This window comes from Phocaeicola sp. HCN-6420 (genome assembly GCF_037890145.1).
Taxonomy (GTDB): Bacteria; Bacteroidota; Bacteroidia; order Bacteroidales; family Bacteroidaceae; genus Phocaeicola.
Genome location: NZ_JBBKBJ010000009.1, coordinates 1 through 18408, shown reverse-complemented (window position 1 = coordinate 18408; position 18408 = coordinate 1). Strand labels below are relative to the sequence as shown.

The 18408-nt window shown below is 46.2% G+C and carries 13 protein-coding genes; 6 read left to right on the top strand and 7 right to left on the bottom strand.

The features are described 5' to 3' along the window. Window positions 1–46: 46 nt before the first annotated feature. The 7 genes from WKT12_RS07235 to gltB form a co-directional block, all read right to left on the bottom strand. Window positions 47–1309: an ammonium transporter gene (locus WKT12_RS07235; RefSeq protein ID WP_340319265.1), complete on the bottom strand. Its 1263-nt coding sequence runs from the start codon at window positions 1307–1309 to the stop codon at window positions 47–49. Window positions 1310–1340: 31 nt separating this feature from the next. Then, the gene (locus WKT12_RS07230) at window positions 1341–1697 is read right to left on the bottom strand and encodes a P-II family nitrogen regulator (RefSeq protein WP_021970612.1); all 357 of its coding nucleotides are present in this window, start codon (window positions 1695–1697) and stop codon (window positions 1341–1343) included. A gap of 778 nt (window positions 1698–2475) precedes the next feature. Beyond that, window positions 2476–3705 carry an LL-diaminopimelate aminotransferase gene (locus WKT12_RS07225; protein WP_021970611.1) on the bottom strand — a complete coding sequence of 410 codons (1230 nt, stop codon included), beginning with the start codon at window positions 3703–3705 and terminating at the stop codon, window positions 2476–2478. Window positions 3706–3721: 16 nt separating this feature from the next. After that, a complete protein-coding gene (gene dapF / locus WKT12_RS07220) occupies window positions 3722–4522 on the bottom strand; it encodes a diaminopimelate epimerase (RefSeq protein ID WP_021970610.1) in 801 nt (266 codons plus the stop codon). Window positions 4523–4542: 20 nt separating this feature from the next. Then, complete coding sequence (asnB, locus tag WKT12_RS07215) at window positions 4543–6237, bottom strand: asparagine synthase B (RefSeq protein ID WP_340319264.1); 1695 nt, start codon at window positions 6235–6237, stop codon at window positions 4543–4545. A gap of 22 nt (window positions 6238–6259) precedes the next feature. Beyond that, window positions 6260–7612 carry a glutamate synthase subunit beta gene (locus WKT12_RS07210; protein ID WP_340319263.1) on the bottom strand — a complete coding sequence of 451 codons (1353 nt, stop codon included), beginning with the start codon at window positions 7610–7612 and terminating at the stop codon, window positions 6260–6262. Window positions 7613–7641: 29 nt separating this feature from the next. After that, window positions 7642–12183 carry a glutamate synthase large subunit gene (gene gltB / locus WKT12_RS07205; protein ID WP_340319262.1) on the bottom strand — a complete coding sequence of 1514 codons (4542 nt, stop codon included), beginning with the start codon at window positions 12181–12183 and terminating at the stop codon, window positions 7642–7644. Window positions 12184–12604: 421 nt separating this feature from the next. Between gltB and tilS the strand changes: the two genes are divergently transcribed. The 6 genes from tilS (at window position 12605) to WKT12_RS07175 (ending at window position 18343) form a co-directional block, all read left to right on the top strand. Next, the gene (gene tilS, locus WKT12_RS07200) at window positions 12605–13885 is read left to right on the top strand and encodes a tRNA lysidine(34) synthetase TilS (protein WP_340319261.1); all 1281 of its coding nucleotides are present in this window, start codon (window positions 12605–12607) and stop codon (window positions 13883–13885) included. A 104-nt stretch (window positions 13886–13989) separates the two neighbouring features. Further along, window positions 13990–14685, top strand: coding sequence for a hemerythrin domain-containing protein (locus WKT12_RS07195; RefSeq protein ID WP_418585819.1), 696 nt, complete (start codon window positions 13990–13992; stop codon window positions 14683–14685). Next, the gene (locus tag WKT12_RS07190) at window positions 14682–15290 is read left to right on the top strand and encodes a response regulator transcription factor (protein WP_340319260.1); all 609 of its coding nucleotides are present in this window, start codon (window positions 14682–14684) and stop codon (window positions 15288–15290) included. The genes WKT12_RS07195 and WKT12_RS07190 overlap by 4 nt, the downstream gene beginning before the upstream one ends. A gap of 331 nt (window positions 15291–15621) precedes the next feature. Then, complete coding sequence (locus WKT12_RS07185; RefSeq protein WP_021970603.1) at window positions 15622–16362, top strand: (Fe-S)-binding protein; 741 nt, start codon at window positions 15622–15624, stop codon at window positions 16360–16362. Then, window positions 16359–17726, top strand: coding sequence for a lactate utilization protein B (locus WKT12_RS07180; RefSeq protein WP_340319259.1), 1368 nt, complete (start codon window positions 16359–16361; stop codon window positions 17724–17726). The genes WKT12_RS07185 and WKT12_RS07180 overlap by 4 nt, the downstream gene beginning before the upstream one ends. Before the next feature lie 2 nt (window positions 17727–17728). Continuing rightward, window positions 17729–18343 (top strand): LutC/YkgG family protein, encoded by a 615-nt coding sequence (locus tag WKT12_RS07175; RefSeq protein WP_021970601.1) that lies wholly within the window; start codon window positions 17729–17731, stop codon window positions 18341–18343. The last annotated feature ends 65 nt before the right edge of the window (window positions 18344–18408 follow it).

Sequence of the window (18408 nt, the reverse complement as noted above, 5' to 3'; positions counted from 1 at the left end):
ACCTTGATTTTGATTGATTATTTAATAAGATGTTTGATATGTTTTTTTAATGATTGTATGCTGATTCTCCATGTTCGTAGATATCCAGACCTTCTTCTTCTACTCGCTTGTCAACACGGATGCCGACCAGCCTGTCTGTTATCTTGAATAGGATGTAAGTCATCACGGCACTGAATACGATGGATATGACGGTTGCCAGAATCTGTACACCCAACTGATGCCAGTCGCCATATAAAGCTCCCTTTACACCACCTTCGCCGGAGATGAACTGTGTAGCGAATACACCTGTCAGGATAGAACCTACGATGCCGCCTATGCCATGAACTCCGAATGCATCCAGCGTATCGTCGTATTTGAATTTCGGCTTGATGACGGCTACCATGTAGAAGCAGATGATCGGAGTAATCAGTCCGATGCAGAAGGCTCCGAAAATATCTACCGTTCCTGCAGCCGGAGTTATGGCTACCAGACCTGAAACAGCGCCTGTACATGCACCTACAGTCGTAGGTTTCTTGTTATGGATCCAGTCGATTGCCATCCATGTCAGTGCTGCTACGCAGGTAGCCAGATGAGTCACCAGAAAAGCATTGGCTGCTATTCCGTCGGCCTGCAAGCCGCTTCCGGCATTGAATCCGAACCATCCCAGCCACAAGAAAGCTGTACCCAGAAATACAAATGTGATGTTGTGTGGAGTAATAGGATGACCGATTTTATAATCACTTCTCTTTCCTGCCATAATAGCCATTACGAGAGCCGAAATACCTGCATTGATGTGTACTACGGTTCCTCCTGCAAAGTCTATCGCACCCATCTGCTGGAGGAATCCTCCTCCCCATACCCAGTGTGCCATAGGAATATAAACCAATATGCTCCACAATACGGTAAATATCAGGAAGCCGGAGAATTTTAGTCGTTCGGCAAACGCTCCCAGAATCAAAGCTGGAGTAATGATGGCAAACATACACTGGAATAAGACGAAAATCAGTTCCGGAATGTTGCCGGCAGAAAGGCTGGAAGTTGTAATTCCCCTCAGCAGGACTTTGTCGAATCCGCCTATCAGGAACGACCACGTGCTACCGCTGTCCATCAGGCTGGTTCCGAAAACGAAACTGTAGCCGAAAGCAATCCAGATAACGGTCACCGCACAAACAATAAGCATACACTGCATGATGATGCTCAGTACGTTTTTCTGCCGTACCAGTCCTCCGTAAAACAGGGCGATACCTGGAATTGTCATTAGCAGTACAAGTAGCGTGGCTACAATCATCCACGCTGTGTTTCCTGTGTCGAGTATCATGTTTGTATCCATAGTTCTTCTTGTTTAGTTGTATATTGTATTGTTATTTTTCCTGTTCTGCGTTGTAAAGTGAGATGTCGCCTCTTTCTCCTGTACGGATACGGATGGAATCTTCCACCGGAATGACGAAAATGCGGCCATCTCCAATCTCACCTGTTCGGGCTGCTTTCATGACAGCCTGAATTGTTTTCTCCACATTCTTGTCGCGCACAACGATTGATATAAGTATTCTTTCTATCGAACTGGTATCGTATACGATTCCTCGATAGATACGGCCTTCACGAGTTTTTCCTACTCCTCTTACGTCGTAGTAAGAAAACCACTCGATGTCGGCTGCCAGCAGGGCTTCTTTGACATCTTCGAACCGTGTTCTGCGGATAATGGCTTCAATTTTTTTCATAATTCTTGTATTTGTATTTTGTAGTGTTATAAATGTTATCCTGTCTTTTTGTCCTTAAGAAAACTATACCCGTTGACTTTCTTTAAAACATTCCTGAAATAAGTTTGCTGTTACCATGTAGCTTTGATACAGGTCTGCGTTCTCTTTAGTTGTATTTCCCTTTTCATTGCTTTTCGTCTTAAAATAGTTTTTATATGTGCCTATATGAAAGTATTTTCTTCATATAAATACTATTGATTTATTTAAATCTCTTATTTAGTTTCTTTTTGTTTTTCTGTATTGCAAAATTATGTCTTTTTGATTTTATAGTAAAGCCTAAGCGGTTAATTGTTTCTCACTAATTTATATTTGTTTCATATTATAAGTTTATGTGGTTAATTTCTTCTTGATTGTAATCATATTACTTTATTTGTATTTCAAATTGTTACCGCGTGCATAAATAATGAATCTTTTTGTATTGAAAAAACGCCGGAAGTCTGACCGTAATGTCGGTCAAAAATGATTTTAGGTGACTTATTGAATTGAAATTTGTATGCAGACAATATTATTTGTTGTCGTGAAGAGAAAAGAAAGACCTGCCGAAAGTCCTTTTATTTTTTGTACAAAAACTTAGAAAATTTGTACAAAAGATTTTGAAACGTCTCGACGTTTTCCGGAAGATGCCGGCATGTCTTTGCCGAAACGTTTCCACGGATAAAAAACGAAAGCCGTTGTTACCCTGCATGCAGCAGGAAGTAACAACGGCTTCTTTCAGATATTGTATATTGCTTGTGTTCTTTTAAATCCAGTTTTGGATGCGCTGCATGGCTTCCAGACAGTCTTCGCGTTCGCCGAATGCCGTGAGTCGCAGATAGCCTTCACCGCTGGGACCGAAGCCCACTCCCGGAGTACTTACGATGTTGACTTCGTATAACAACTGGTCGAAGAACTTCCATGAGGTTGTACCTTCCGGCACTTTCAGCCAGATGTACGGAGCATTTACACCTCCATATACGCTGAGGCCGACTTTCTTCAGGCTTTCGCGCATGATGCGGGCATTTTCCATGTAATAATTGATGGTTTCTTTTATTTGTTTCTGTCCGTCGGGCGTATAGATTGCTTCCGCACCGCGCTGGGTGATATAGCTTGTTCCGTTGAATTTGGTACATTGGCGGCGGTTCCATAACGGATTCAGTGGAATACGTTGTCCGTCGAGGCTGGCTGCTGTCACTTCTTTCGGGATGACAGTGTATCCGCAACGAACGCCGGTAAATCCGGCCGTTTTCGAGAAACTGCGGATTTCGATAGCTACTTTCTTGGCGCCTCGGATCTCGTAGATAGAGTGGGGGACGTCGGGTTCTTGGATGAAAGCCTCGTATGCGGCGTCGAAGATAATCAGTGTATCATTGGCAAGCGCATAGTCTACCCACTTCTTCAGTTGGTCGTGCGTAAGGGTAGTACCTGTCGGGTTATTAGGATAACACAGATAGATCAGGTCGACTCTGTGCTTGGGTAGTTCGGGGATGAAGTTGTTTTCTTCGGTGCATGGGAAATAAGTCACGTTGCTCCATTTTCCATTCTCGTCCAGTGTACCCGAGCGTCCGCACATGATGTTGCTGTCTACATACACAGGATAAACCGGATCGGTGATTCCCATACTGTTGTCCCAGCGGAGCAGTTCGCCGATGTTTCCGGTATCACTCTTGGCTCCGTCGCTGATGAATACTTCGGAAGGGCTGAGGCTGATACCTCGTGGTGCAAAATCATGCTTGATGATTGCCTCTATCAGAAAATCGTAACCTTGTTCGGGACCATATCCGTGGAATGTCTTGGCATCTGCCATTTCGTCTACCGCACGATGCATGGCTTCGATGCTTACGGCAGGAAGAGGGCGGGTTACATCGCCTATGCCCAGTCGGATCAGTTTCTTTCCGGGGTGTGTAATTTTAAATGCGTTTACTTTTTTTGCTATGTCCGAGAATAAGTAACTTCCCGGTAATTTGAGAAAATGTTCGTTTACTAATGCCATATATTATGTCTTATGATTATATGTTAATTTCACCGTCGAAAACCTTGGTTGCCGGACCGGTCATGTAGATATGGTTGTCGGCAGCCCATTCGATGTCGAGAGTTCCTCCGTCCATTACGATGGAGCTCTTTCTTCCGCACCGGTTGGTAAATGCCGAAGCAACAGCCGTGGCGCAGGCACCCGTGCCACAAGCCATGGTAATGCCCGAACCGCGTTCCCATACTCTCATGCGGACTTTGTTATCCGACAGAATCTGGGCAAATTCCACATTCACGCGGTCGGGGAACAACGGATGACGTTCCAGTACAGGTCCCACTTCTTCGAGTTTGATTTGATTGATGTCATCGACAAAAATAACCAGATGAGGGTTGCCCATTGATACGGCAATACCCTTTTCGAATGCATAACCTTCTCCCAAGGTTACTTCATGGATGTCTGAAGGTATGCCCATGTCTACGGTGACTGTTTCTACCGTATTCTTGTCGCCGACGTGCAGATGCAAGATCTTGATGCCCGATAATGTTTCGAGCCGTATATCCGTCTTGTCGGTCATCCCTTCTTCGTATAAGTATTTTCCGATGCAACGGCTGGCATTGCCGCACATGCGTGCTTCCGAGCCGTCGGCATTGAATATGCGCATCTTAAAGTCGGCTTGAGTGGAAGGGCAGATAAGTACCAGTCCGTCGGAGCCGATACCTGTATGGGGACGGCTCCATTCGATGGACAACTTTTCCGGTTCGTCTATTGGATAACGCAGTGTATTGACGTAAATGTAGTCATTGCCTGCGCCGTGCATCTTTGTAAATTTAATTTTCATTTTGTTTTTATTTAAAAAGTCTAGTATGCAGCCTCGTGTATTCCGGCTACGGCACGGCCGCTTGGGTCGTTTAAGTTCTTGAAACTTGCATCCCATGCCAGTGCTTCTGCCGTAGAACATGCCACACTTGGTACACTTGGTACGCTACGGGCAGCCGAGTCGCTGGGGAAATGTTCTTCGAAAATGCTGCGGTAGTAATATTCTTCCTTGTTCTGGGGCGGGTTGATCGGGAATCGTTCTGCTGCGTGCTTCATTTCCTCGTCGCTGACGGCTGCGGCTGTAATTTCCTTCAGGGTGTCTATCCATGAGTAGCCAACTCCATCGGAGAACTGTTCTTTCTGGCGCCATGCTATGCTTTCCGGCAGGAGAGATGCAAAGGCGTCGCGTACGACACGTTTTTCGATGGTGTGTCCCGGGCACATCTTTACTGCCGGGTTCAGGCGCATGGCTACATCCAGAAACTCTTTGTCGAGGAACGGAACACGTCCTTCTACGCCCCATGCGGCAAGCGACTTGTTGGCGCGCAGGCAGTCGTACAAATAGAGTTTGGAAAGCTTGCGGACAGTTTCTTCGTGGAAAGCCTCCGGTGTAGGAGCTTTGTGGAAGTAAAGATAACCTCCGAATACTTCGTCGGCACCTTCTCCGCTGAGCACCATCTTGATACCCATCGACTTGATGACGCGTGCCAGCAGGTACATCGGGGTAGAGGCACGGACTGTTGTTACGTCGTAGGTCTCGATGTAATAGATTACGTCGCGTATGGCATCCAGACCTTCCTGGATGGTATAGTTGATTTCGTGATGCACGGTTCCGATATGTTCGGCAACGATACGGGCCTTTTCCAGATCGGGCGCTCCCTTCAGTCCTACAGCGAACGAGTGCAACTGAGGCCACCATGCAGGTGCTTTTCCGTCGGCTTCGATACGCTTGTCGGCATAAATCTTTGCAATGGCAGAGATAACCGAAGAGTCCAGACCTCCGGACAACAGGACACCGTAAGGCACATCACTCATCAACTGGCGGCGTACGGCAGCTTCGAGGGCTGTACGCACGTCGTTTACCTGAGCAGTATATGCTTCGGCTTCGGGCAATGACGTGTAACGGTCTTTTACGGCATCGTATTCCATCCAGTCGCGTTTGTACCAGCGTTTCATTTTTCCTTCACGGCTCCAGTAGTAGTGTCCGGGCAGGAAAGGTTCGTATTCCTCACAGAATCCTTCCAGGGCCTTCAGTTCACTGGCGCAATATACAGTTCCGTCTGCATCACGACCTATATATAAAGGTATAACGCCTATCGGGTCGCGGGCTATCAGGAACTCGTCGCGTTCTTCGTCGTAAAGAGCGAAAGCGAAAATACCGCTCAGGTCTTCCAGAAAGTGAATGCCTTTCTCCTGATAAAGTGCCAGAATTACTTCGCAGTCGCTGCCTGTCTTGAAGTCGTACCGGCCGGCATACTGTGCACGGATGTCACGATGATTGTAAATTTCACCATTTACGGCAAGCACTTTTTTCCCGTCGCTGGAGTAAAGAGGCTGGCCTCCCGACTGAGGATCTACAATGGAAAGACGTTCGTGTGCCAGTATGGCACTTCCACCGCAGTAAATGCCACTCCAGTCCGGGCCGCGATGACGTATCTTTTTTGCCATTGCCAAGGCTTTCTGCCTTAGCTCCGGCGTTTGTTTTTTGATATTGAAAATGCAGGCTATTCCACACATAGTATTTTTGTTTTTTATAAATTCAACGATGACTCTTCTGCAGCATGGCATCAATGTCGGCTGCCGCCCGGCGTCCTGCCGCAATACATTTTACTACAAGACTTGGTCCGGTAGCAGCGTCGCCTGCAACGACGGCGTTTTCCGGAAGCTCTGGCAGTTGGGGTTTCAAGAATCCCATGGCAAGCAAGACGAGGTCGGCTTCAATGATTTCCTTCTTTCCGGTAGGACGCATTTGAGGGCGTCCGCCGTCGGCTGCCGGAATCCATTCTACTTCCTCTACTTCCACACCGCATACACGTCCGTCTTCGGTTCCTAAGAAGCGGTTCGAAGTCAGACTCCATCGGCGTGTACATCCTTCTTCGTGGCTCGAGCTGGTCTTCAGGACGATAGGCCACTGCGGCCACGGTGTTGCCGGATTATGACCAACAGGCGGCTTGGGCATGATTTCTATCTGGCATACGCTGACGGCTCCCTGACGATTGGCTGTTCCGATACAGTCGCTTCCCGTATCTCCACCGCCGATGACAAGTACTTTCTTGCCTTTTGCAGTGATGCGTTCTTCGTCGCTGAATGTCTGTCCGGCCAGTACTCTGTTCTGCTGTGCCAGCATTTCCATAGCGAAATGTATGCCTTTCAGTTCGCGTCCCGGTATGTTCAGGTTGCGGGCTTCCGGTGTTCCGGTACAGATGGCGTAAGCATCGAATCCTTCGGGCAAGGGCGCCAGATCGATTTCTGCATTAGTCTTGAAGCAGATACCTTCGTCTTCCATGATTTTCAAGCGGCGGTCGATAATCGGCTTGTGTAGTTTGAAGTTAGGAATACCGAAGCGTAACAGTCCACCTATGTATTCGGATTTCTCGAAAACCGTAACTTCGTATCCTCTCCGGTTTAGCTGATTGGCAGCAGCCAGCCCGGCAGGTCCTGAACCGATGACGGCAACTTTATGTCCATTTCTCGCGTAATGTTTGGTCGTGACATAACCTTCGCGGAAGGCTGTCTCGATGATGGCAGCTTCATCTTCTCGGATTGTGACCGGAGAGTCGATGCTTAGTTTCAGTACACACGACTTCTCGCAGAGTGCCGGACATACTCTTCCCGTAAATTCGGGGAAGTCATTTGTCCGTGTTAATATCTCGTAGGCTTCCTGCCATTTACCTTTACTTAGTGCATCCTGAAATTCAGGAGGACGGTTGCCCAGCGGGCATGCCCAGTGACAGAAGGGCACGCCGCAATCCATACATCGGGATGCTTGCAGTTTACGTTCGCTGGTATTCAGTGTTTGTTCCACTTCTCCAAAATCGGCTATGCGTTCGTGGATAGGACGATAGCCAGCCTCTTGCCGGGGTATATTTAGAAATGCTTTAGGATCTCCCATAACAATAATTTTATTAGTTGTTCGATGTTTTAGTAATCTCTCTGCACTTCAGCTATTTTCTGCTGGAGTTTCTTCATCTGTTCTTCTGCCAGTACACGTTTATATTCGATTGGAGTAACTTGAATGAACTCGTCTACGTGTTGCTGCCAGTTGTCGAGCAGCGTACGTGCCAGCTTTGAACCGGTATATTTCCAGTGCCGTTCTATCAGTTCACGCAGTTCTTTGCGTGCGGCAGAGTCTTCCAGCAGACTAAGTTCTACCATTTCCATGTTACAGAAATAATCGAATGTACGTTCACGATCCCATACGTAAGCGATACCGCCGCTCATTCCGGCAGCAAAGTTACGTCCGGTATGTCCTAAAACAACAACTCGTCCTCCTGTCATGTATTCGCAACAATGGTCGCCTACACCTTCTACTACAGCGATTGCTCCCGAATTTCTTACGGCAAAACGTTCACCCACACATCCGTTGATGTAGACTTCACCGCTGGTTGCACCATACATCAGTGTATTTCCGGCGATTGTATTCTTGGAAGCATCGAAGCAGGAACCCATCGGGGGGAGAACAGCTATTCGTCCGCCACTCAGTCCTTTTGCGACATAATCGTTTGCTTCGCCCTCCAGACGGAAGCTGATTCCCGGAGTAAGGAAGGCACCGAAGCTCTGACCTGCCGAGCCTTTGAACTTGACGCTGATAGTTCCGTCGGGCAATCCTTCGTGTCCGTATCGGGTTGCCACTTCTCCCGCAAGCATAGCTCCTACAGAACGGTCTGTGTTCGAGATGGTATATTCCAGTTCCACCGGGCGCTTGTTGTCCAACGCTTCATGTGCTGCAGCGATGATTGATTTATCCTTTACTTCCGAAAGGTCGAGCGGACGATTCATTGTGTAGTGGATGTCTGCTCCATTGTCTACCTGATGTAGAATACGGCTGAAGTCCAATCCACCTATTTTTCCTGTATTATCATGTGGAGCTATCTCAATAAGGTCGGTTCTGCCGATAATGTCTTGCAGGCGGGTGAATCCCATGGCAGCCAGATATTCTCGTACTTCCTGAGCCAGGAATTCAAAGTAATTGATCAGGTATTTGTAATGTCCGCGGAAATGTTCGCGCAATCTTTCATCTTGTGTAGCAACACCTACCGGACATAAGTTGGTATGGCATTTACGCATCATTACACATCCTAAAACAATCAGTGCGGCTGTTCCGAAAGCATATTCATCTGCTCCCAGCAATGCCATGCTGATGATGTCACGACCTGTCTTCAACTGACCGTCTGTTTGCAGGCGAACCTGTCCGCGCAGTCCGTTGAGTACCAGTGTCTGTTGGGTTTCGCTCAAGCCGATTTCAGGCGGAATACCTGCGTATCTCATCGAAGATGCCGGTGATGCTCCGGTTCCTCCTTCGGCTCCTGATATTACAATCAGATCAGCCTTGGCTTTTGCTACGCCGGCAGCGATTGTTCCTACACCGCTTTCTGCTACCAGCTTTACGCTGATGGCTGCTCGCGGATTGACATTCTTCAGGTCGAAGATAAGCTGAGCCAAGTCTTCGATACTGTAGATATCGTGATGAGGTGGAGGAGAAATCAGCGAAATGCCCGGAATAGAGTGGCGGGTACGTGCGATGACTTCGTCTACCTTAAAGCCCGGCAACTGACCACCTTCACCCGGTTTTGCTCCTTGTGCCACTTTAATCTGTATTTCTTCAGCATTGACCAGGTACTCGGTTGTTACGCCGAAACGTCCCGAAGCAATCTGTTTGGTCTTACTGCAAAGGCTGATATCTTCGTTGTCGCTGTCGGAATGATAAACAGCTTTGAATCGTTCACTGTCTTCACCTCCTTCACCCGTGTTGCTGCGTGCACCGAGTTTGTTCATGGCAAGTGCCATGGCTTCGTGAGCTTCTTTGCTGATGGCGCCGAATGACATGGCACCGGTTACAAAGTGCTTGACGATGCTTTCCACAGGTTCTACGGTGTTGATGTCTATGGGATTATTGCGGAAGCGGAAAAAGTCGCGCAAGAACATGGGTGATGCTTTTTCGTTTGCCTTTTGTGTGAATTCCTTGAACTTCTTATAGCTTCCTGTACGTGTGGCCAGTTGCAGTAAACTGATGGTTTCCGGATTCCACGCATGCTTTTCTCCATCTTTGCGGAAGGAGAACAATCCGATATGATCGAGCATGGAAGCTGCTTCATCATCGCTGATGCAGGCTCCCGACTGATGAAATTTCAGATAGTCGTTGGCTATGTCTTTCAGTCCGGCACCGCCGATGGTAGAAATTTCGGTACCGAAATACCGTTTCATCGTTTCGGCGTTCAGTCCTACAGCTTCAAAAAGTTTGGCTCCGCGATATGAACGGATGGTACTGATACCCATTTTGCTCATTACTTTATAGAGGCCTTTGCACAATGCTTTGATATAGTTTTTTTCGGCTGTGTTGTAGTCCAGTTGGACATCGCCTTTCTTTACCAATTCGTCTATTACGGCAAATGCCATGTACGGGCAGATGGCACTGGCACCATATCCTAACAACAATGCAGCATGCATTACTTCACGTGCTTCACCGCTCTCTACTATCAATGCCGTTTGTACACGTTTTTGTACCGAAATCAGGTGATGGTGTACAGCACTTACGGCAAGCAGGGAAGGAACAGGTGCATGGGTCGCATCGATGTCACGGTCGGAAAGTACAATGTAATTAGCTCCCGCATCGACAGCTTCTTCTGCTTTCTTGCATAAGTCTTCGATGGCAGAACGCAAGCCTTCTTCACCTTCTTTGATATCGAATATCATTTTCAGTTTGACAGTACTGAATCCCTTATATCTGATATTGCACAGAATGTCGAGTTGCGTGTTGGTCAGTATAGGATGTGGCAAGCGTACCATTTTGCAATGCATAGGGTCTGGGGTCAGAATATTTTTCCCCACAGCACCGATATATTCGGTAAGTGACATTACCAGTTCCTCACGAATCGGGTCGATGGCCGGGTTAGTAACCTGAGCAAACTGCTGTCTGAAATAGTTGAATAGCAGTTGAGGCTTTTCCGACAAGACGGCAAGCGGGGTATCGTTACCCATTGAGGCAGTCGGTTCTGCTCCGGTCTTACACATCGGAGTCAGGGTCCGTTCCACATCTTCACGGGTAAATCCGAATATACGCAGGCGGCGTCCTGCATTTTTTACTGCATTTTCAACCTTACGACCACTGCGAAGTGTGTCGAGTTCAATGCGGTTGGCAGAAAGCCATTCTGTGTAGGGAAGTGCCGAAGCCAAGTTTTCCTTTACTTCGTTATCGTAATATATCTTGCCTTCCTGCGTGTCAACCAGCAAAATCTTACCGGGTTGTAATCTGCCTTTAGCTTCTATTTCATCCGGATTGAAGCTGATTGTACCAGTTTCACTTGCAACAACCATGGTACCGCTCTTTGTAACCAGCCAGCGTGCCGGGCGCAATCCGTTACGGTCGAGCATACCTCCTGCGTAACGTCCGTCGCTGAATAACAAGGCCGCCGGTCCGTCCCATGGTTCCATCAGGATAGAATGGTATTCATAGAAAGCCTTCAGTGCCGGACTGATCGGGTTCTTTTCATTGGTAGATTCAGGAACCATCATGGCCAGTGCATGCGGCAGGCTCAAGCCCGACATGACAAAAAATTCCAGGACATTGTCCATTGATGCACTATCACTCATTCCTGGTTGTATGATCGGGCGTATCTGAGAAATATCACCCAGCTCTTTTGATGACAATACGCTTTCTCTTGCCTCCATCCATGCGCGGTTACCTCGTATGGTGTTGATTTCACCATTGTGAGCCATCATTCGGAACGGCTGTGCAAGGCTCCACGTCGGGAACGTATTGGTACTGAAACGTGAGTGTACCAAAGCAAGTGCGCTGGTAAAGTAAGGTTGTGTAAGGTCGGCATAATACTCTCTCAACTGGGTAGATGTAAGCATACCTTTGTACACCATATTCCGACTTGAGAGAGAAACTATATAAAAGTCTTTATGCTCGACTCTGTTCTCTATCTTTTTCCTTATTATATATAGTTTCTTTTCGAGATTCTGTTCGTCAGCTTCAGCTGTAATAAATATCTGTTTCACATCTGGTTCTGTAGCCAGTGCGTCTTTTCCAAGCACATTCGAGTTCACAGGAACACTTCTTACATGCATTAGCGTCATGCCTTCTCGCTCTATTTCTTCTATCATAATGCTCATTATGGCATGCTGCGCTTCTTTGTCTTTGGGCATAAATACCAGTCCGGTACCATATTTCCCTTTTTCGGGAACAGGGATTCCTTGCAGAAGAATGAACTCATGGGGTATTTGTATCATAATACCTGCACCGTCGCCGGTTTTGCTGTCGGCGCCTTCTGCTCCACGGTGCTTCATGTTTTCCAGCACTCTGAGGGCGGAGTCAATTAAATCGTGTGATTTTGTGCCATGTAGGTTGACTATCATACCTACACCGCAGGCATCGTGCTCGTTATCCGGGCTGTAAAGACCATGCCGATATTGCGGTAAATCTTTGTTTTCATCTGATAAAATGTAACCTTTTTCTCTCATTTGCTTTCAATTTTTATTGATATGCTTGTTTAGTTGTTTCGGTGTGATTGCAAAAATACAAATATGCTTTCGAAAAACAAAGTAAAGCGTGATGAGAGTAAACAAAAAATATGTTCTTAAACGACTTTGCTTATAATTTGTTTGATTATGAGTTTTTATTATTACGAATTGTAATCAATTTAGTTTTTATAGGTTATAATCTGTGATAATTGCGGAGAAAAAAAGAAATTGACGAAATCTCTGATCTGCCTTTTTTAGCGGGAATGTAATAAGGCTGGAGAAGAATTCTTTGGTAAAATCTCCTTTTTGGGAAGGATAAAGAAATTGGCCTTTGATAAACATTTTGATATTTTACAGATGAATTTTGTATCTTTCTAAGGATTGTCCGGCACATTTGCAGAACATTTTTTACCTTTGTGATATGTTTAGACAGAAAATTAATCAGAGTATCAGCGAGAAACGTTTGTTTGCTCCTGATGATAAGATATTGGTTGCCTTGAGTGGTGGAGCAGATTCCGTCGCTTTATTGCGTGTATTACTGCTGGAAGGGTATACATGTGTTGCAGCACATTGTAATTTTCATCTTCGGGGTGAAGAGTCGGACCGTGATGAGAATTTTGTACGGACATTATGCAGCAATCTGCATGTTCCGTTGCAGGTCGTACATTTTGATACAACCGGATATGCCTCACAGAAAGGAATATCTATAGAAATGGCAGCTCGTGAGTTGAGATATGCATGGTTTGAGCAAGTACGTACCGAGGTTGGAGCAAAGGTGATAGCAGTAGCTCATCATCGTGATGACAGTGTAGAAACATTTCTGTTGAATCTGGTCAGAGGAACGGGAATTAATGGTTTGAAGGGTATTACCGCTATTAATGGGGTAATCGTCCGTCCGTTACTGGATGTCAGCCGTGAGGAAATACTGGAGTTCCTGAAGAATCTTCATCAGGATTACGTGACCGATAGTACGAACCTGCAAGATGAATATACACGAAACAAGCTCCGGTTAAATGTAATTCCTATGTTGAGGGAAATCAATCCGTCAGTTTGTGAGTCGATAGCCGAGACAGCACGCCGATTATCTGATGTGGAAGCCGTATATCGTGAAGCGATGAAGGTTGCTTGTGCCCGGGTTACAGAGGAGGAGGGGCGGTTCAGTATTCCCCGGATTGTAAAGGAAGTATCTCCTCTTGCTGTACTGTTTGAGCTTTTTCACCCGTATGGATTCAATGCAGCTCAGTTGAAGGATATATACAGAAGTCTGGAGGCTGAGTCAGGACGCCTTTTTTATTCTGAGAACTATGTGCTGTTGCGCGACCGTGACTGTCTGCTTTTAAAAAAACGTGAGTCGTTGCCAGATGTTTCGCATAAGATATTGCATCACGAAGTTCGTGAGATAGAAACCGGATTTAAAGTTTCCCGTGACCCGAAGATTGCCTGCCTGGATGCTGATAAATTGGTAGAACCTTTGACATTACGCCGATGGCAGTCGGGAGATAAGTTTATTCCCTTTGGCATGAACGGCTTCAAAAAAGTACGTGATTACCTGCGTGACCGTAAATTCACCTTATTCGAAAAAGACAACCAATGTGTGGTATGTTCGGGAAACGATATTGTATGGTTGGTTAATGAACGGACTGACAATCGCTTTCGGGTAACGGAAAATACACGTCGCGTAATGTTGCTTTGGGTAGAATGACAGGACGAATAACTGTTTGCCTAAATACCTAAAAATAGGGATTGTATACCCTGTATGAATTATCTTACTTTGTAAACGAAAATAATATGAATTCTATTTTTGCTATGGGTGGAACCAAAATATATAAACCGACCGATAAAATGAGTGATCTGATTTGTGAGAACTACGCTTTGCTGCAGGTCTTGAGCCGTTTTGGCGTACCATTGGGCTTCGGTGACAAGTCAGTACAGGAAGTATGCAGCATGAACGGAGTCGATTGTACTACCTTCCTTGCCGTAGTGAACTTTCTTACCGAAGAGAGTAACCGCATGCAAGACCATATAACCGGGCTTTCTGTGCCGGCTTTGATGGATTATCTGCAACGTGCTCATTCCTATTTCCTGGATTTCCAGTTGCCTACTATTCGCAGGAAACTGATAAAAGCCATCGACTTTTCTTCCCATAACGAGGTATCCTTTCTGATACTTCAGTTTTTCGACGATTATGTGGGCGAGGTAAGAAAGCACATGGAGTATGAGAACGAAAAGGTTTTCACTTATGTACGTGGCTTGTTGAACGGTGAGCGCTCTACACAATATAATATAGGTGTATTTGCACGTCACCACGATCAAGTAAATGCCAAACTGACCGAATTGAAAAATATTATCATCAAGTACTATCCGGCCAATGGCGATAATCAGTTGCTGAATGCAACATTATTCGATATTTTTAGTTGTGAAGAAGATCTGGCATCGCATAACCGGGTAGAAGATTACTTGTTTGTCCCTGCCATTATGGAACTGGAAAAGGGGGAGAAATGAAATCGCAGGAATTGATTTTAGTAGCTGTGGCCGAAACTTCGGTTATTGTGCGAAGCGGGTTGGTTGCCGTTCTCAAGCGTTTGCCCGACATGAACATACAGACCATAGAGGTCACCTCGAAGGGAGGGCTTCAGCATTGTATGGAGGCACATATTCCTAATATATTGATCGTTAATCCTCAGTTTGAGGGCTGGTTCGATGTCGATGCCTTTAAGAAACATTATCAGCATCCGGAAACCAAAATCGTGTCTTTGCTTTGTACGTTTGTCGATGCCAACCAACTGAAAGGTTACGATGACAGCATAAATCTTTTCGACGATACGGAATCGCTCGGAAAGAAGATTTCCGTACTTATGAATCTTTCCGAAGAGGAAGATGCTGATCTGGATACTCTGAGCCAGCGAGAAAAAGAAATTATTGGCTGCGTGGTACGAGGCATGACCAATAAGGAGATTGCAGAAAAACTGTTTATTTCGGTACATACCGTCATTACCCACCGGCGCAACATTACCCGCAAGCTGCAGATTCATTCGGCAGCCGGACTTACCATTTATGCCATCGTAAATAAATTGGTCGAACTGAGCGAGGTAAAAATGAAACTGTAACATGCTTCCTTATCTGGAATGTTTCTAAAATACCTACATTTAGGTATTGCAGGGACGGGCAGACACCCGTATCTTTGCAGTGTTAGTCATATGAAATTACGTAAACCACAAGTAAAAAGTTAGTTATTAGTTGGGTGCCCCCTGCGAAGTGATTCGCGGGGGGCTCGCGCTTTGTGGTGTCTATTTTGTAAACAAATGCCAGTAATACCTGCATTATTTGTTCGATTTTGCCGGTAAGTATAAATTTCTGACTTTTTTTTCATTTTTCTTTTTTTGTTAATTCATCAATAAGCCATACCTTTGTTTGTGCAGAAACAAAATAGGTAAAATGATGAAAGTAGGATTATTTATTCCCTGCTATATCAATGCTGTCTATCCCGAAGTAGGAGTTGCCTCTTATAAGCTTCTGAAAAGTTTGGGTGTAGATGTAGACTATCCGTTAGACCAGACCTGTTGCGGACAGCCTATGGCGAATGCAGGGTTCGAAAATGAATCGAAAGAATTAGCAAAGCGATTCGACAAATTATTCGAGAGTTATGATTATATAGTTGGTCCTTCGGCCAGTTGCGTGGTATTTGTGCGCGACCATTACGGCAATCTGCTGGCGGAGGAGAAACATCGTTGTGCCAGTGAAGGTAAGATATATGACATCTGTGAGTTTATTCACGATGTAGTAAAGCCAACCTCCCTTCAGGCTTCATTCCCTCACAAGGTCAGTATTCAGAACAGTTGTCACGGAGTGCGTCTGATGAAACTTTCTTCTCCCAGTGAGTTGAATATTCCTTATTATAATAAGCTGCGCGATCTGCTGTCGCTGGTAAAGGGTATAGAAATCGTAGAGCCTGAGCGTCCGGACGAATGCTGTGGCTTCGGAGGAATGTTTGCGGTAGAAGAGCACGATGTTTCCGGCCAGATGGGGCGTGACAAGGTTAAGCGTCATATGGCGACCGGAGCCGAATATATCGTAGGAGCCGACAGTTCATGCCTGATGCACCAGCGAGGAATCATAGAGCGTGAAAAGCTTCCTATCAAGACCATTCATATCGTTCAAATATTAGCTGCTGGATTATGAGTACGAAACATGCAAAGGCTGCCGGAAAATTTCTGGAGAATCAGGAACTGGCAGCATGGCACGATGAAACATTGTGGATGGTTCGTGCCAAACGTGATAAAATGAGCAAACAGGTGCCCGAATGGGAACACTTGCGTGATATGGCGTGTGCCATAAAGATGTACAGCAACAGTCATCTGGACCAGTTGCTTCAGGAATTTGAAAAGAATGCTTTGGCAAACGGTGCCTGTGTCTATTGGGCAAAAGATGCCGATGAATATTGTTCCATTGTATACAATATCTTACAGGGGCATCAGGTAAAGCATTTCATCAAGAGTAAGTCGATGCTGGCAGAAGAGTGCGGACTGAATGAATTTCTGGAAAAGAAAGGTATCGAAGTGGTGGAAAGCGACTTGGGAGAGCGTATTCTGCAACTGATGCACAAGCGTCCGAGCCACATTGTCCTGCCTGCCATCCATGTAAAGAAAGAAGAAATCGGAGAATTGTTCGTTCGTGAAATGGGAACAGAGCCCGGCAATAATGACCAGACGTATCTGACTCATGCAGCCCGCAAGAACTTGCGCCGGAAGTTTATCGAAGCCGAAGCCGCCATGACGGGAGCCAACTTTGCCGTAGCTTCTACAGGAGAATGTGTGGTATGTACCAACGAAGGTAACGCTGATATGGGAACTTCCCAGCCAAAACTTCAGATAACAGCGTTCGGAATGGAAAAGATTGTGCCCGACCGCGATGCCTTGGGAGTATTTACCCGTCTGCTTGCCCGTTCGGGAACCGGACAACCTATCACCACTTATACCTCACATTATCGCAAACCGCGCAAAGGCGGAGAATTGCATATCATTATCGTAGATAACGGACGCAGCCGTATTCTGGCCGATCAGCATCATGTCAAGACGCTGAACTGCTTGCGTTGCGGAGCCTGCATGAACACTTGTCCCGTTTATCGTCGTTCGGGAGGTTACTCATACACTTATTTTATTCCGGGACCTATCGGCATCAATCTGGGAATGCTGAAAGCACCGTTGCATTACTATGATAATGTTTCGGCATGCTCGTTGTGTCATTCGTGCCAGAATGTATGTCCGGCAAAAGTCGATCTGGCAGACCAGATTTATGACTGGCGTCAGAGATTGCATACATTGGGCGTAGCCAGTTCGTCGAAGAAGCTCATGTCGGGTGGCATGAAATTCCTCATGTCGCGTCCGGCTCTGTTTAATTTTGCGTTGAAGAATGCGCCGATTGTCAATTCTTTGCCTCGCGGTGTGGTATACAATGACTTGGACGACTGGGGAAAAGAACGTGAAATACCGAAGTTTGCCAAGGAGAGCTTCAACGAAATGTGGAAAAAGAATAAAGTGAAATGAGTATGAGTAGCAGAGAAGATATATTACAAAGCATACGCCGCAATACAAGAATGCGCTATGAGAAGCCGGACTTGTCTGATTTGGAGCATGAAGCACTGACTTATGAAGATAAAGTCGCACAGTTCTGCAACATCATGAAAGTAGTTGGAGGGCAGGCTGTTGTATTGCAGAAAGGAGAAGATGTAAACGAAGCAATAAAGAAAGCTTATCCCGATGCCCGCCGTATAGCTTCGGTTGTACGTGAAGTGAAGACGGAAGACGGCATACAGTCCGTTACCTGCGGAACCTTTCATCCCGACGATGTGGAGAAATCGGGAGATCTCGACGGAACAGATCTTGCCATTGTCGACGGACGCATAGGTGTTTGTGAGAATGGTGCCGTGTGGTTGCAGCAAGATGTTGAACAGCGTGCCGTATATTTCATTTCGGAAGCACTGGTTATCCTGCTCGACCGGAAGAATCTGGTAAACAACATGCACGAGGCTTACAAGCGCATCGATACCGGTGAATATGGATATGGCGTATTCATTTCAGGTCCGTCGAAGACGGCCGATATCGAACAGGCACTTGTTATGGGTGCACACGGTGCACGCAGTGTAACGGTTATTCTGCTCTGACAGGTATCCGGTAAGCGATAAAAGAATAAAAGCTTGCTCTATTCACATAGGGCAAGCTTTTTTCA

What these genes read in the sequence shown, in the direction of transcription:
- WKT12_RS07235 (WP_340319265.1), bottom strand. Translation starts at nt 1,309, where the DNA reads ATGGATACAAACATGATACTCGACACAGGAAACACAGCGTGGATGATT.
- WKT12_RS07230 (WP_021970612.1), bottom strand. Translation starts at nt 1,697, where the DNA reads ATGAAAAAAATTGAAGCCATTATCCGCAGAACACGGTTCGAAGATGTC.
- WKT12_RS07225 (WP_021970611.1), bottom strand. Translation starts at nt 3,705, where the DNA reads ATGGCATTAGTAAACGAACATTTTCTCAAATTACCGGGAAGTTACTTA.
- dapF (WP_021970610.1), bottom strand. Translation starts at nt 4,522, where the DNA reads ATGAAAATTAAATTTACAAAGATGCACGGCGCAGGCAATGACTACATT.
- asnB (WP_340319264.1), bottom strand. Translation starts at nt 6,237, where the DNA reads ATGTGTGGAATAGCCTGCATTTTCAATATCAAAAAACAAACGCCGGAG.
- WKT12_RS07210 (WP_340319263.1), bottom strand. Translation starts at nt 7,612, where the DNA reads ATGGGAGATCCTAAAGCATTTCTAAATATACCCCGGCAAGAGGCTGGC.
- gltB (WP_340319262.1), bottom strand. Translation starts at nt 12,183, where the DNA reads ATGAGAGAAAAAGGTTACATTTTATCAGATGAAAACAAAGATTTACCG.
- tilS (WP_340319261.1), top strand. Translation starts at nt 12,605, where the DNA reads ATGTTTAGACAGAAAATTAATCAGAGTATCAGCGAGAAACGTTTGTTT.
- WKT12_RS07195 (WP_418585819.1), top strand. Translation starts at nt 13,990, where the DNA reads ATGGGTGGAACCAAAATATATAAACCGACCGATAAAATGAGTGATCTG.
- WKT12_RS07190 (WP_340319260.1), top strand. Translation starts at nt 14,682, where the DNA reads ATGAAATCGCAGGAATTGATTTTAGTAGCTGTGGCCGAAACTTCGGTT.
- WKT12_RS07185 (WP_021970603.1), top strand. Translation starts at nt 15,622, where the DNA reads ATGAAAGTAGGATTATTTATTCCCTGCTATATCAATGCTGTCTATCCC.
- WKT12_RS07180 (WP_340319259.1), top strand. Translation starts at nt 16,359, where the DNA reads ATGAGTACGAAACATGCAAAGGCTGCCGGAAAATTTCTGGAGAATCAG.
- WKT12_RS07175 (WP_021970601.1), top strand. Translation starts at nt 17,729, where the DNA reads ATGAGTAGCAGAGAAGATATATTACAAAGCATACGCCGCAATACAAGA.